Raw genomic sequence first — 14,378 nt, forward strand, 5'->3', positions numbered from 1 at the left:
CCTCCGCTCCCTCTGGGAGAGAGAAGCGATCAAACCGCCGGCTTGCGCTCCACCATCAGGGCATAGTCTCCCATCGAGGCCGGTGCGAAGCTGCGGGCGCGCAGCTCGTAGGCGCCGTCCGCATCCGGCGTCCATTCCAGACGGGCGTGGGTGTCCGAGAGGCTGTCGTCATCGGACGCCAGGCTTTCCCATTCGCCCGCCTCATTGGTCCGCCCAACCTCGATCAGCGCGTCGAAGTCGTTGGACACCAGGGTGATGACCAGCTTCTCGTCCTTCTTGGCCTGGATCGTGTAGGCGTCGTAATAGCCGCCCTCCGGTGCGATGGCGTCGGCGTCGGTCAGGCTGCCGCGCGCCGTGGCGCCGACGATGATGCTGCCGGGCGTCGGCTCGGGGCCCCGGTCGATGATCTGCAGCGAATAGAGGCCGTCGTTCTCGGCCGACAGCGGCAGCGCCCGCACGACATAGTCGCCGGCCTCGGTGGCCGTGAAGTTCAGGCGCGAGTCCGTGCCCTGCTGCAGACCGTCGTCGTCGCTGGCCAGGGCGGTGTACGGTTCGGCCGTGCTGGCCACCTCCAGATAGGTGTCGAAGTCGCCCGACCGCATGATGGCCTGGATCCGCTGGCCGGCCTGCAGGGTGACAGAATAGGCGTCGAACTTGCGGCCTTCCGCATCGACGCCGTCCTCGTCGGTCAGGGCGCCCTGCACCGTCTCGCCGAACACCACAGCCGCGGGCGGCGGCGGCGGCGGCGTCTCGACGAGCTCGAGCTTGTAGTCGCCGGTGGCGTCGTCGCTGAATCCGCGCGCCTCGATCAGATAGTCGCCGTCGCTGGGCAGGGTGAAGGACAGGCGCGAGTTGGTGCCCTCGCCGGCCCCGTCGTCGTCCTCGGCCAGCGGCGTCGAGCCGTCGTCCGGGCCATACAGCGCCAGATAGGTGTCGAAGGCGTCCGAGCTCAGGGTCGCTGTCACGATCTGGCCGGCCCGGCCGGTGAAGCGATAGGCGTCGGAGCGCAGACCCTGGTCGTTCGATCCGTCCTCGGCCGTCAGCGAGCCGTCGACCGTATCGCCGACAGCGACAGCCTGGGCCGCGCGCGGGGCCGGCCCGTCCGCCAGCGCCAGCGTGTAGGCGCCGGCCCCGGTGTCCACCAGCGGCGTGGCGCGTACAACGTACTCGCCGGCGCTGGGCGCGGTGAAGACCAGATAGGAGTTCAGCCCCCGGCTTGGACCGTCATCGTTCGACGCCGTCTCGGTGAACTCGCCGCCCGCCATACGCCCGACCTGCAGCACGGGGTCGAAGGCGTCGGAGTTCAGGCTGATGGCGAAACGCTGACCCTCCGCCGCGCGGAAAGCATAGGCGTCGTAGTGGGCGCCCGAATCCAGTTCAGGATCGCGATCATCCAGCACGCCGGAAACCTCGGCCCCGACCGTGATGGGCCGGGGACGCGGGGCGCGTGGCGACCGCGGCCGCTCGCGCGCCGTCAGGCTGAAGTCGCCGCCGTCCGTGCCCGAAAAGGTCCGGGCCCTCAGGGTGTAATCGCCGGCCGCTGTCGGCGTGAAGCGCAGGCGCGAGTTCGTCCCCTCGCCCAGACCGTCGTCGTCGCTGGCCAGCGATTCGGTCGTGTCCCCCGCCACGAACAGCTCCAGATAGGTGTCGAACGCCTCGGAGCGCATCACCGCCTCGAACCTCTGGCCGGCGCGCAGACGCACCGAATAGTCTTCGTAGCGATAGGCCCCGGCGCCGTCCGCGTCGCCTTCCACCATCGGATCGTTGGCGCTGAGTTGGCCCTGGACGGTCGCGCCGATCCGCAGGGCGGTTTGGGCGGCTGCGCCGGTCGCCGATGCGAGGATGGCCAGCGAGCTGGCGGCGAGCAGAATCGTCTTGGCGCGCATGGCGGTCCCCCGGTGAATTGCCGCGATGATAGACGCCGAACCCTGTCGTCTGTAAATCGCCGCGCATCCCTCCCGCAGGAAAAACGACACGGTATGAGCACCGCCCGCCTCATCGACGGCAAGGCCGCCTCCCAGACCCTGGTGGCGCGTGTCACCGAGGCCGTCGGCCGCATGAAGGCCGCGCATGACCGCGTCCCCGGCCTGGCCGTGGTGATCGTGGGCGAGGACCCCGCCAGCCAGATCTACGTGCGCTCCAAGGGCGAGCGGACGCGCGAGGCGGGCATGCGCTCGGACACCCACCGGCTGGACGCCGCGACCAGCCAGGCCGACCTTCTGGCGCTGGTGGATCAGCTGAACAACGACCCCGGCATCCACGGCATTCTGGTGCAGCTGCCTCTGCCCGATCAGATCGACGCCAACGCGGTCCTGTCCGCCATCGACCCGGACAAGGACGTCGACGGCTTTCACGTCGTCAACGCCGGCCGACTGGCCGTCGGCCTGCCGGGGCTTGTGCCCTGCACGCCACTGGGCTGCATCATGCTGCTGAAGGCCGAGCTGGGCGACCTGACCGGGCTGAACGCCGTGGTCGTCGGCCGCTCCAACATCGTCGGCAAGCCGATGGCCCAGCTGCTGCTTGCCGAGAGCTGCACCGTCACCATCGCCCACTCGCGCACCAGGGACCTGCCGGCCCTGTGCCGCGCCGCCGATATCGTCGTGGCCGCCGTCGGCCGCCCGGAGATGGTGCGCAGCGACTGGATCAAGCCCGGGGCCACGGTCATCGACGTGGGCATCAACCGCGTGCCCTCGCGCGACCCCGTCAAAGCGGCCGAGGGCAAGACCCGCGTGGTCGGCGACGTGGCTTTCGAAGAGGCCGCCGCCGTCGCCGGCGCCATCACGCCCGTCCCGGGGGGCGTCGGCCCCATGACGATCGCCTGCTTGCTGGCCAACACTTATACGGCGTGCTGCCGGTCGATGGGGATCGAACCGGACGCTTTGACGCTCTGATGTCTGCGACGGCTTGAAGCTGGTCCGCAGGATGCGAATATGGATGCCGCGGGGCGCGCAGACGCCCCGGCCACGGAGACGTCGATGAACCGCGCAGCCCTCCTCACCGCCGCCGCCCTGATGGCCACGCCCCTGGCCGGTTGCGGTTACAACACCATCCCGACCAAGCAGGAGAAGGCCGAGGCGACCTGGGCCGACGTCCAGAGCCAGTACCAGCGCCGCGCCGACCTGATCCCCAACCTGGTCGCCACCGTCCAGGCCTCGGCCATCCAGGAGCGGACGACGCTGACGGACGTCATCAACGCCCGCGCCCGCGCCACCTCGGTCCAGGTCAACGCCGACGACCTCGACAATCCGCAGGCCTTCCAGGCCTATCAGCAGGCGCAAGGCCAGCTGACCGGCGCCCTGTCGCGCCTGCTGGTGACGGTGGAAGCCTATCCGCAGCTGCAGGCCAATCAGAACTTCCTGACGCTTCAGGCCCAGCTCGAGGGCACCGAAAACCGCATCGGCATCGCCCGGCGCGACTACAACGAGGCCGTTCGCGGCTACAACACCTCGCTGCGGACCTTCCCGAGCGTGATCTGGGCCAAGACCGCACACTCCGGTTCGAAAGAGATGCAGCTGTTCACAGCCACGGCCGAGGCTCAAAGCGCGCCTACGGTGAACTTCAACCTGAACGGCGCGCCTGCCCAAGCGGGGGCGCCAGCCCCGGCCGCAGCTCCAGCGGCCCAGTAAGCGGGGATGGTGAACATCGCCCGGGACCTGCGCCGGACACCGGTTCGGCTGGCGCAGGCGCTCATGGTCCTGTGCCTGTTGCTGGTCGCCCTGCCCGCTCTGGCGGCCGACAGCTTTCCCGCGCTCACCGGCCGCGTGGTCGATCAGGCCGACCTGATCCAGCCCGAGGCCGAGGCCCGCATCACGCAGAAGCTGGCCGCGCTGGAGGCCGAGACCAGCGACCAGCTGGTTGTCGTCACCCTCGACAGCCTGAACGGACAGGAGATCGAGGACTACGGCTATCGCCTCGGCCGCCACTGGGGCATCGGCCAGTCGCAGACGAACAACGGCGCCATCCTGATCGTCGCGCCCAATGAGCGCCGCGTGCGGGTCGAGGTCGGCTACGGCCTCGAACCCATCCTGACCGACGCCTTCTCGTCGCAACTGATCGCCAACGACATCCTGCCCGCATTCCGGGACGGAGCGTTCGAGCGCGGCGTTGAACAGGGCGTCGACGCCCTGGCCGCCCAGATGCGTCTGGATCCGGCCGAAGCGCAGACCCGCGCCCGCGCGGCCGCCGAGCGGCAGTCCGAGACTCGCGAGATTCCGATCGCGCCGGGCCTGCTGATCGCCGTCGTGCTGCTGTTCATCGCCCTCAGTCTGGTCAGTCGCGCCGGTCGCGGCGGCCGGCGCCGGCGCGGCGCGGACGGCCTGGCGCCGATCGTCATCTGGGCGGCGTCCGAGGCCCTGCGCAATCGCGGCGGGGGCGGCGGCTTCGGCGGCGGTGGAGGCTTCGGCGGCGGGGGCGGCGGCTTTGGCGGAGGCGGCGGCGGCTTCGGCGGCGGCGGCGCCTCGGGAGGATGGTGATGCGCCTCACGACCGACGATCACGGCCGCATCGCAACGGCCATCCAGCAGGCCGAGGCCAACACCTCGGGCGAGGTCTTCTGCGTCATCGCCCGCAGCGTTTCGTCCTATCAGGACGTGGGCCTGGCCTGGGCGGCTGCGGCGGCCTTCATTCTTCCGCTGGCGCTGGTGCCGCTGGGCTTCGATCCGGCGTGGCTTCCGGGCCTGGCGGATACCTGGGAGCCCGCCCATCTCGCGGCGCGCGACTTCGCGATCGCACGATCGATCGGCGCCTATGCCGTCATTCAGGCCGCCGTCTTCCTGGCGTTCTACCTGCTGGGCCGCATTCCGACGGTGAAGCGCTGGATGACGCCGCGCTCCGTGCGCCGTCACCGCACGCGCCAGGCCGCGCTGCGTCAGTTCATGGCGCACGGCCTGCACCTGACCGAGCAGCGTACCGGCGTCCTGCTGTTCGCATGCGCCGCCGACCATCAGGTCGAGGTGCTGGCCGACCAGGGGATCCACGACAAGGTCGATCCCGAAGTCTGGGGCGAGGCGGTCAAGGCGCTGACCGCCGGCCTCGCCGCCAAACGTCCCGTCGACGGTTTCGAAAAGGCCATCGCCTTGTGCGGCGACGTCCTGGCGGCCCACTTCCCGCCGCGCCCGAACGACATCAACGAACTGCCCGACCGGCTTGTCGAGATTTGATCGCCCAGACCGGGTTGGGGGTCGCAATCTTCACAAGATCGGCCTAGCCCTGCGCACGCATGCCTCGCCTGCTGACCTATAACGTTCACCGCTGCGTCGGCGTCGATCGAAAGCTCGATGTCGAGCGGATCGCCGCCGTGATCGCCGAGCACGAGCCCGACATCGTCTGCTTGCAAGAGCTGGACGTCGGGCGCGCCCGCACCGGTCACGTCGATCAGGCCCGGGCCATCGCCGACCGCCTGTCCATGAGCTCGCGCTTCCATCCCGCCATGCGCGTGGAGGCGGAGCTTTACGGCGACGCCATCCTGACCCCTTGGCCGGAGCGGCTGGTCAAGGCGGGCGCGCTGCCCAGCATCAAGGGTGTGCCGGGGCTGGAGCCGCGCGGCGCGCTGTGGTCCGAGATCGACTTCGGCGGCGTCAAGCTGAACGTCCTGAACACCCATCTGGGCCTGGTGCCGCGTGAACAGCGCCTTCAGGCGGCGGCCCTGACCTCCCGCGAATGGCTGGGGGCCTGCGAGGGGCCGACCATCCTGACCGGCGACTTCAACGCCACCTCGATCACCCGCCCCTATCAGGCGCTCACCCGCAAGCTGGCGGACGCCCAGCGCGTTCTTGGCGTTAAGCCGACGGTGAAGACCTTCCCGTCCGGCTTTCCGGCCATCCGGATCGACCATTTCTTCATCAGTCCGCAGGTGCGGCCGACGCGGGTGCATGCGCCCTTTTCGCCGCTGGATCGCATGGCGTCCGACCACCTGCCGCTGATCCTGGACTTTGAGCTGGTCTAGCCCTCAAGCCGACGCTGCGACGGATTTCTGCGCCTCCACGGCCGCCAGGCGTCCGATGACGAGGTCGGGTCGCCCAGCTGCCAGGCGGCGACGAAATGCTCGAGCCGGGTCGGCGCCGCCGAACCCAGCGACGCCATGCGCGGCGAATCGAACCCCCGCATCGCCCGGCCGGGCGACCCCATGACCGCCTCGGCCGCCGAATAGTCTCGCCCGGAGACGCCCAGGAAGTGCGCGATGGAGTTGCGGCGATAATCGCGCACGGCCGCGACGTCGGCCTCTTGCGTTACCTCGGTGGCGATGTCGCACTCGGTGTCCAGGCCCAGCGAACGGTTGTTCAGATTGGTCGATCCGATCCGCAGAAGCCTGTCGTCGATGATGGTCAGCTTGGCGTGGACGATGATCCGCTCGCCCGCCGGCGTGCGCGGACTGAAGGCGAAGAAGCGGTCATGCAGGTCCGCCTGCTCCAGCCGGTACAGCACCTCGGTCCGCGCCGTATCCATCGTCATCTTGTCGAACCAGCTCGGGCTGCTGCCCGTCGAGATCAGCACGACCTCGGGCCCGTCCGGCTCGCGCAGACGCTCTGCCAGCGCCTGGGCGATCACCGGTGAGGTAAAGTACTGGTTCTCGAAATAGATCAGCGACTTCGCAGCCTTGATGGCGCTCAGGTGCAGGGCCTCGTTCTCGCGCACCTCGTGCCGGCCACCCCATTTCGGCTCCGTCCGGGCGATGCCGACCGGCACGTCGCGCAGCAGCGGTTCGATGCCGGTCGGCCAGGGGTCATGCGCGACGTGCTGCGGCACGGTCCGCTCCCAGGTCGCCCGGAACCAGCGCTCTCGCGCCAGATCGCCCAAGGCCCGCGCCGCCGGGCCGTCCATCACCGCCATCGCCTCGTGACGGGGCGCGCTGAACAGTCCCGACGGCTGGCAGCGGCGCGGATCATCGTCCAGATGCTCGGCGCAGTCCCATCGGTCCACAGAGATGTCGCCCCCGCCGCAGAAGGCGACGGCGTCGTCGATGACCACGACCTTCTGGTGATGGCAGGCGCCGATGGGGCCGGGTGAATCCAGCCGGAACTCCACCATCCGCTTCTTGAACCACCGCAGCGCCTTCTGCGGATAGAAGCCCTGCGACGCCGCGATGAGCAGCGGCGACCTCCAGATCAGCAGGCGCACATCAAGGTCGGGCCGCTGTTTGACCAGCATCCGCAGCTGATGCCCGATTTCGGCATGGCGGTCGCCGGCGCGCGCCTGGACGTCCAGGTGGGTGCGCGGATCGAACTGCCAGCCCAGGATGACGATAGATCGCTGCGCCTTGTGCAGGGCCGACGCCAGGGCGTCGAAATAGGCCGCGTTCTCCATCAGCGGCGTGAAGCGATGCGCCGTCTCCGCGCGCCACACGGCAGGACCGGCCAGCAGGGTGTCCGGGTACTGGCTCGCCGCGGTCGGTACGGTCATGGCCTCGGGCTCGGACAACGAAATCGTGTGGGAAGGCTGGTCCGCGCCAGCCGCCAATGCCTCGCACGGCGCGGCGGCGGCGTAAACGGAGCTGTATAAATCGGCGTGGTCATTGTCGTTCCGCACGAGAACGCGCATGATAGCGCTGGTTCATGAGGAGCTCTCAGCGGTGCAGGCGCTGATTGACATGCTGGTCGCACTGATCGCGCTGCTTGCGGCTGCGGTCCTGTCTCCGCTTGGCCTCAACCTGCATTCCGCCGATCAGGACCGCGAGGTCCACCGCGTCCACGAATGCGGCGATGCGAGCAGCTCGGCGGGCTTCGCCGTCAAGTCGAACACCGACTGCTGATCCCCCAGACCCGGAAACGGGTCCATTCGGCTTTGATCTTGTCGTTCCAGCCGCTAGGGTTTTTCACCTGCGCGTTCGCCCGTCGCGGGAACCCTGGAGATTTGGCGCCGTCATGAAATCCCGCGTCCGCACGTCCTCGCGCTCGACCCGATCGACGACCGACGGCCCGGTGGTCGAGCCGGTCTTCGAGACGACGCAGGACGCGGCATCGCCCGACACGTCGATCGAGCCGATTGCGGATCCGTCGCCCGACCTCGCCGCCGAGGACGCGACCGGTCCGCGCGACGATCGCCCCTTCATGTCAGAGCGTCGCCGCCGCAGGATGCAGGCCGAGGCCGAGATGGCCATGGCGATCGCCCGACCGCCCGTCGCCGTCGATGTGGATCCCGAGCCGGATCTGGACGCGCAGAGCCTCGCGCATGTCGAACCGGAACCCGCCCCGGCCCCGACGCCCCTCGCCCTGCCCCCGGCGCCGCAAGCCCGTTACGCCTACGCCGTCGCCGGCGTCGCCGTGGCCCTGTGGGTGGGCGGCGTCGCCTCCTGGGCCGCGTTCGAGGCCGGCTCCGGTCAGGCCGCGCTGGAGCCCCTGCGTCTGGCCGTCTATGCGCTTATCGCGCTGGCCCCCGCCGGTCTGGCGCTGGTGCTGGCCCACGCAGTGCGCCAAGGCGCCGGGCTGGCCGCCGAGACCCGCCACGCGCGCTCGCTGGCTGAAGCCCTGGTCGCCCCCACCGCCTTGGCCGCCCAGCAGAGCGGCGCGATCCTGAACACCCTGCGCGGCGACATCGACCAGGCCCTGCTGACGGCCGAGCGGGCGCGCAACGACATGGCGCTGCTGCGCGAAGCGTTGGCGCAGGAAACCAACCGCCTGAACGAGGCGGCCGACACCGCCACCCGCACCGCCCGTCGCCTGACCGAGCAGCTGGGCCAGGAGCGTGAGCTGATGACCGGCCTCAGCGGCGACATGGAGCGCCAGGCCGCCGGCGTGCTGGACGCCGTCGAGCGCCAGTCGCGCATGGTCGTCGACGCGTCCGACCTGGCCCAGACACAGCTGCGGGAGGCCGAGGCTGCCCTGGCCGCCCGCGCCGCCGACATGGCCGCCGCTGCCGTCGAGGCCCAGGACGCCGCCCGCATCGCCGCCGACGATCTGTCGCGCCAGACCCTGCGACTGGAAAACGCCGGCACCGGCGTCGCCGATCAGATTCAGTCGGTCGAAGAAGGACTGGGCCAGCAGCGCGCCGCCCTGGTCACAGCCGCCTATGCCCTGCGCACCGATCAGGAAGACTTCTCCGCACAGGTCGAGAGCCAGCGCGCCCAGCTGATCGAACAGCTGTCCGCCTCGCGTGCGGGGGCCTCCGAACTGGGCCAGACGTCCCAGCGCAGCGCCGAGAGCTTGAAGGAGCTGGTCGAGGCCGCTTCCGACCAGTTCCGCGCCTTGGTCGACATGTCCCAGCGAGAGGCCGACTCCTTCGATAACGCCACCAAGGAGGCGCTCGATCGTTTCGAGGCCCTCGCAGCCGACGCGCGCGACGGCCTGGTGGAAGAGACGCGCCGCGCGCTGGCCACGCTGGAGGCGACCGCCATCCAGGCCCGCACCCAGGCGGAGGAAGCGACCGAACACGCCCAGTTGCGCACCGATCGTCTGGGCGAAGCGCTGTTCGACGCCGCCCAGAAGGCCGACGCCGCCGCCGAGGCCCGCATCGCCGGCGCGCGCCGTCTGGTCCACGAGACCACGGGACTGGTGGACGAGGCCGGAAGCCGCGCCGAACAGCGGCTGGAGAACCTGGCCGACCAGCTGGCGGGCGCCCTGGCCCGCATCGAGTCGGCCATCGCCGACGTCGATCAGCGCGCCGCCCTGCTGCCGCGCGAGGCCGAGGCGCGCGTCCAGGCCGTTCGCGATACGGTCGAGGCCGGTCTGGAAGCCCTGTCCGCCGCCTCGCGCAAGGCGGCCGAGGACACCGAAGCGCTGGACGCCGGCTTCCAGGAACGGGTGCGCCGCAACTACGACATGCTGACCGAGGCCGTGCGCCTGATGGGCGTCGTCTCGGGCGACAATGCCCCGGTTCGCCGCCGTGAGCCCGCCGCGCCCATGCCGGAAGGCGATCGCGGCGCCGGTCTTCGCGGCCGCCTGCGACTGTCGCCGGTGGACGCCCCTCGCCAGGCTGCGCCGTCCGAGCCGATGGACTGGAACGATCTGGCCGGCGCCCCGTCCGAGCCGACCATCATCCCCGACCTCAGCCCCCCACCCCGGCCCTCGGCGCAGGACGCGTCCTCGAACGCCGACCGCGTGGCCGCCGCCATCCGCCGGATGGGCGTCGATCCGAACGCCCTTCTGCCCCGCGCCCGCGTGCAGGAGGCCGCTCAGGCCATCGCCGCCGGTGATCTGGACACCGCCCGTCAGATCGTACGCCGCGTCGCCCCCGCCGCTGTCCGCAGCGTCTCGCGCCGCGTGCTCAGCGACGTCGAACTGAAGGCGGATGTCGAGGCTTATGTGCGCAGCACGGCCGTTCACCTGCGTAGCCTGATCGGCGATACGGGCGCGGTGTTGGACAGCCTGTCGTCCGACGGCGGCCGGGCCTACCTGCTGCTGGACGCGGCGGTCGGCGATCTGGGCTGAGCCGGCAACAACAGGCTGATCAGGCCGCCCAGCGCCGCCAGTCCCGCCATCGCCAGATAGCCCGCCGGGCCGACTGCATCGAACAGAGGGCCCGAGGCGATGGTCGCCAGTCCGATCAGCACGCCTGACGACAGGGCCGAGTTCAGCGTCTGCGCCGCCGAGTGCGCCTGTGGCGGACTGAGGCGCTCGACCAGATCCACGCCGGCCAGATAGGTCGCCGCAAAGGTCAGGGCATGCAGCGCCTGCAACGGCCATAGCGCCCACAGCGGCGGAGACAGCGCCAGCAGTGACCAACGCAGCACCGCCGCCGCCGCCCCGATCAGCAGCAGGGCGCGCGCCCCTACCCCCGCTCGGCGACGCCACGGCTCCAGCCACCAGATGAAGGCGATCTCGACACCGACGGCGAAGGCCCACAGCAGGCCCGTCACGCCCTCGCTCAAACCCTGCGCCTTCCAGATCAGCGCCGAGAACCCGTAGTAGAAGGCGTGCGTCGCCTGGGTCAGTCCGACCGCGACGATGGCCAGGGTGAAGGCCCGGTCGCGCAGCAGGTCGTGCATCCCTCGGAAGCGCGCCATCCGATCCAGCGGCCCGCCCTCGGCGACCGGTTCTGGCGGCAGCAGCCGCCACGCCGAAACCGCAAAGGCCACGCCCGCCGCCACGATCCAGCCGACGACCAGGTCCGGATCGCCACGTGTCAGCAGGGTCCCCATCGCCACATTGGCCACGACGAAGGCGGCCGACCCGAACCCGCGCGGCGGCGAGAACCGCAGCACACTCTTGGCCGCCAGCTTCAGCGTCAGCACGTCCAGCAGCGGTATGGCCGACGCCATCGCCGTCGCCCCCACGAACCAGGCCGCTCCCACCGGCAGCAGGCCTGACGCCAGCGTCGCGGCCCCGTAGCCTGCGGCCGCCGCCAGACCCAGCAGGGCCAGCGCGGTCCGTCTCAGCCGGAACCCGTCCGCCCACACCGCGATCAACGGCCCGGTCACCAGCCGCCCCAGCATCGGCGCCGCCAGCAGCACGCCGATCTCCGCCCCGCTGAATCCCCGGCTGCTCAGCCACAAGCCGGCGAACGGCAGGCTGACGCCCGTCGATCCGAACAGCAGCACGTATTGAAGGGACAGGCGGCGCGTGGGCGACATGGCGCGCGCCATAGCAGGTTCGGAGCCGATGGGATTGCGGTACGTTTCGCCCATGATGAATCGCTCGCTCGCCGTCTTCGCCGCCCTGAACGGGGCGCTCTCCGTCGCCGTCGGGGCCTTTGCCGCTCATGGCGCCGCCCCGCCGGTCAAGACGCTGCTGACCACCGGCGGCCACTACCTGCTGGCCCACGCCATCCTGGCCATCGTCTGCGCCTTCCACGGCGGGCGTCTGGTTCAGATCGCCGGCTGGCTGGCGGCGACAGGCGGCCTGATCTTCTGCCTGGCGCTCTGCCTGATCATCTGGACCAGCACGCCGGCGTTCGGAGCGGTCGCGCCGATCGGGGGCCTGCTGATGATCGCGGCTTGGCTTTTGCTGGCCTTCGCGGCATTCCGGCAAGGCCCGGGCGCGCTCGCGTCCTGAGAGAGTCGCCTCGTATGTCCTTCCCCGCCCCGACCGCACCGCGCCGCGACCTCTATCCCGAGATCGAGCCCTTCGCGTCCGGGTGGATGAGCACCGAGGGCGAGCACGAAATCTATTACGAGGAATGCGGCAGCCCGTCGGGCATCCCCGTCGTGGTCCTGCACGGCGGTCCGGGCGGCGCGGTCAATCCGGGCATGCGCCGCTACTTCGATCCGGCGAAATACCGCATCATCCTGTTCGACCAGCGCGGCTGCGGCAAATCCCGCCCTCACGCCTCGCTGGAGGACAACACCACCTGGACCCTGATCGAGGACATTGAGCGTCTGCGCGAACGCTGCGGCGTCGATCGATGGGTGGTGTTCGGCGGTTCCTGGGGTTCGACCCTGTCGCTGGCCTACGCCATCACCCACCCGGAGCGGGTCTCGGCCCTGGTCCTGCGCGGCATCTTCCTGCTGACGAAGAAGGAGCTGCTCTGGTTCTACCAGGACGGCGCCTCGATGCTGGCGCCGGACGCCTGGGAACGGTTCGTCGCCCCCATCCCCGAGGCCGAGCGCGGCGACCTGATGGGCGCCTACTACAAGCGGCTGACCGGCGATGACGAAAAGGCCAAGATCGAGTGCGCCATCGCCTGGTCCAGCTGGGAAGGCGAGACAGTCAGCGTAGAGGGCCCGACCGCCCGTCCCGACAAGTTCGCCGAGCCCGGATTCGCCGTCGCCTTCGCCCGCATCGAATGCTGGTACTTCGTGAACGGCGGCTTCTTCCCCGAGGAAGACTGGATCATCAAGAACATCGGCCGCATCCGCCACATCCCCGGCTGGATCGCCCAGGGCCGCTTTGACATGGTCACGCCCATGTCCGGGGCCTGGGCGCTGCACCGCGCGTGGCCCGAAGCGAGGCTGGAGGTCATCCCCGACGCGGGCCACGCTTCGTCCGAGCCCGGCATCGTCGACAGCCTGATCCGCGCCACGGACTGGGCGGCGGGCGTCTGATCGGATGGCGGCGCGGCTGAAGGTCTTCAGCTGGTCCGACGGCTTCCACGCCTACACGGTCGCTGCGTCCTCGCGTCCCAAGGCGCTCGCGGCCTGGGGCTCGGAACAGGACCTGTTCCAGACCGGCCTGGCCCACGAGATCACCGAAGGCCCCGACGTCGACGCGGCCCTGAAATCACCCGGCGAGGTCATCAAGCGCGGCGAGGCCGTCGACATCGGCGAGGCGGCGCCCCTCAGGCGCAGGCCCGACGCCGCCGCCCGCAAGGCCGAGGTGAAACTGGCGGCGCTGAAGGCCGACCTCGAAGCCCTCGACGCCCGCCACGCCGAGGAGCAGGCGGATCTTACCGAACGCCGCAAGGCGCTCGACACAGAGGCCGCCGTCCTGGACGCCGCCCAGGCCAAGGCCCGTGCGGCGCTTCTGGCCAAGATCAAGGCCGCCCGCGCGAAGACCTAACGATCCAGCGCCTGATCCAGCGCCCGAAACGCCGCGATCGCCAGCTCGGTCGAGCCCGCGAACACCGCCGGCTGGATCTTGTCGAAGTCGTCCGTCGGCCGGTGATAGTCGGGGTGATAATCCACGCCCATGTAGAGGAACCGCACGCCTGCCGCGTGGAAGGCGCCGTGGTCGGACGCATCGACCCAGTTGTTCTCCTCCAGGTCCTGTGGCGTGTCCTTGCCGAAGGCCAGCGAGATCGCCCCCGACGCCGGGATGCTGGCCAGCAACGGCCGCAGCTCGGGATGCTGATACGTCCCCGTGACCCACAGATGGTTGTCGGTCTCGGCCCGCGCCGTCATGTCGAAGTTCAGGTTCAGCGTGATCGAGTCCAGCGGGAACGGCGGCGCCTCGACGAACCGCTTGGCTCCGATCAGCCCGCGCTCCTCCCCGTCGAAGGCCACGAACAGCACGCTGTGCTCCGGCGCCTGGGCCTTCAGCCGCCGGGCCAACTCCAGCATGGTCGCCACACCCGAGGCGTTGTCGTCCGCACCGTTGAAGATCTGGCCGTCGTTGACCCCGACGTGGTCGTAATGTGCCGTCACCACGATCCAGCGTCCGCCCACGCGCGTGCCCGGGATCTGACCCAGGATGTTGACGCCGTTGAAGGTCTTGGGCCCCTCGCGCGTATGGCCGGCCGCCTCGAACGGCTGTTCGCGACCCATCGACGACGGCGCGACGCCCAAGGCTTCCAGCCGGCCGATGATATAGGCCCGCGCCCGCGCCCCGCCCTCCGATCCGGTGTCCCGGCCCTGCATGTCGTCGGCCGACAGGACACGCACATCCTCCAGCAACTGGGCGTAGTCGCCGCTGGGCATGGCCGGCGTCACCACCGCCGGCGGCGACGTGTGCATGCAGCCGGCCAACAGGGCGCCGGCGAGGCTCAGCGGGATCAGGCGGCGGCAAAGGCGGGTCATGCGAACTCCGAACAGGTGCGGCGACCATAGAGCGCTTCCGCATCCTGTCACCTGCG

At 70.2% G+C, this 14,378-nt stretch carries 14 protein-coding genes; 10 read left to right on the forward strand and 4 right to left on the reverse strand.

Annotation, left to right across the window (positions count from 1 at the left end):
- Positions 1–29: 29 nt before the first annotated feature.
- Entirely contained in the window at positions 30–1,886 is a 1,857-nt protein-coding gene (locus ASG17_RS11690) for a PPC domain-containing protein (protein WP_056103853.1), read from the reverse strand.
- Between the two features lie 93 nt (positions 1,887–1,979).
- On the opposite strand from ASG17_RS11690, the gene folD reads away from it, so the two are divergent.
- The 5 genes from folD to ASG17_RS11715 all read left to right on the forward strand — a co-directional run bounded on the left by folD (position 1,980) and on the right by ASG17_RS11715 (position 5,943).
- The gene (gene folD / locus ASG17_RS11695) at positions 1,980–2,891 is read left to right on the forward strand and encodes a bifunctional methylenetetrahydrofolate dehydrogenase/methenyltetrahydrofolate cyclohydrolase FolD (RefSeq protein ID WP_056103856.1); all 912 of its coding nucleotides are present in this window, start codon (positions 1,980–1,982) and stop codon (positions 2,889–2,891) included.
- Positions 2,892–2,975: 84 nt separating this feature from the next.
- On the forward strand, positions 2,976–3,626 hold the full coding sequence (locus ASG17_RS11700) for a LemA family protein (protein ID WP_056104357.1): 651 nt from the start codon (positions 2,976–2,978) through the stop codon (positions 3,624–3,626).
- Positions 3,627–3,632: 6 nt separating this feature from the next.
- Positions 3,633–4,472, forward strand: coding sequence for a YgcG family protein (locus ASG17_RS11705; protein ID WP_056103857.1), 840 nt, complete (start codon positions 3,633–3,635; stop codon positions 4,470–4,472).
- Complete coding sequence (locus tag ASG17_RS11710; protein ID WP_235560436.1) at positions 4,472–5,158, forward strand: TPM domain-containing protein; 687 nt, start codon at positions 4,472–4,474, stop codon at positions 5,156–5,158. The genes ASG17_RS11705 and ASG17_RS11710 overlap by 1 nt, the downstream gene beginning before the upstream one ends.
- A gap of 59 nt (positions 5,159–5,217) precedes the next feature.
- Entirely contained in the window at positions 5,218–5,943 is a 726-nt protein-coding gene (locus tag ASG17_RS11715) for an endonuclease/exonuclease/phosphatase family protein (RefSeq protein ID WP_056103865.1), read from the forward strand.
- Here the strand turns inward: ASG17_RS11715 and ASG17_RS11720 are convergent.
- Positions 5,940–7,397, reverse strand: a complete 1,458-nt coding sequence (locus ASG17_RS11720; RefSeq protein ID WP_056104360.1) for a phospholipase D-like domain-containing protein — start codon at positions 7,395–7,397, stop codon at positions 5,940–5,942. The genes ASG17_RS11715 and ASG17_RS11720 overlap by 4 nt on opposite strands.
- A gap of 136 nt (positions 7,398–7,533) precedes the next feature.
- Between ASG17_RS11720 and ASG17_RS11725 the strand changes: the two genes are divergently transcribed.
- Both ASG17_RS11725 and ASG17_RS11730 read left to right on the forward strand, forming a co-directional pair.
- A complete protein-coding gene (locus ASG17_RS11725) occupies positions 7,534–7,746 on the forward strand; it encodes a hypothetical protein (protein WP_235560437.1) in 213 nt (70 codons plus the stop codon).
- A gap of 112 nt (positions 7,747–7,858) precedes the next feature.
- A complete protein-coding gene (locus ASG17_RS11730; protein WP_056103868.1) occupies positions 7,859–10,360 on the forward strand; it encodes a hypothetical protein in 2,502 nt (833 codons plus the stop codon).
- On the opposite strand, the gene ASG17_RS11735 is transcribed toward ASG17_RS11730, so the two are convergent.
- A complete protein-coding gene (locus ASG17_RS11735; protein WP_082496273.1) occupies positions 10,321–11,502 on the reverse strand; it encodes an MFS transporter in 1,182 nt (393 codons plus the stop codon). The two genes, ASG17_RS11730 and ASG17_RS11735, sit on opposite strands and share 40 nt — an antisense overlap.
- Before the next feature lie 52 nt (positions 11,503–11,554).
- On the opposite strand from ASG17_RS11735, the gene ASG17_RS11740 reads away from it, so the two are divergent.
- From ASG17_RS11740 to ASG17_RS11750, 3 genes are read left to right on the forward strand one after another with little or no spacing between them, the layout of a single operon-like run.
- A complete protein-coding gene (locus ASG17_RS11740) occupies positions 11,555–11,923 on the forward strand; it encodes a DUF423 domain-containing protein (protein WP_056103873.1) in 369 nt (122 codons plus the stop codon).
- 14 nt (positions 11,924–11,937) lie between these two features.
- Positions 11,938–12,912 (forward strand): prolyl aminopeptidase, encoded by a 975-nt coding sequence (gene pip, locus ASG17_RS11745; protein WP_056103875.1) that lies wholly within the window; start codon positions 11,938–11,940, stop codon positions 12,910–12,912.
- A 4-nt stretch (positions 12,913–12,916) separates the two neighbouring features.
- Positions 12,917–13,366: a hypothetical protein gene (locus tag ASG17_RS11750; protein ID WP_056103878.1), complete on the forward strand. Its 450-nt coding sequence runs from the start codon at positions 12,917–12,919 to the stop codon at positions 13,364–13,366.
- Here the strand turns inward: ASG17_RS11750 and ASG17_RS11755 are convergent.
- Positions 13,363–14,322 carry a M20/M25/M40 family metallo-hydrolase gene (locus ASG17_RS11755; protein WP_056103881.1) on the reverse strand — a complete coding sequence of 320 codons (960 nt, stop codon included), beginning with the start codon at positions 14,320–14,322 and terminating at the stop codon, positions 13,363–13,365. The genes ASG17_RS11750 and ASG17_RS11755 overlap by 4 nt on opposite strands.
- Positions 14,323–14,378 lie beyond the last annotated feature (56 nt).

This window comes from Brevundimonas sp. Leaf363 (genome assembly GCF_001424025.1).
In the GTDB taxonomy this organism is placed as follows: Bacteria; Pseudomonadota; Alphaproteobacteria; order Caulobacterales; family Caulobacteraceae; genus Brevundimonas.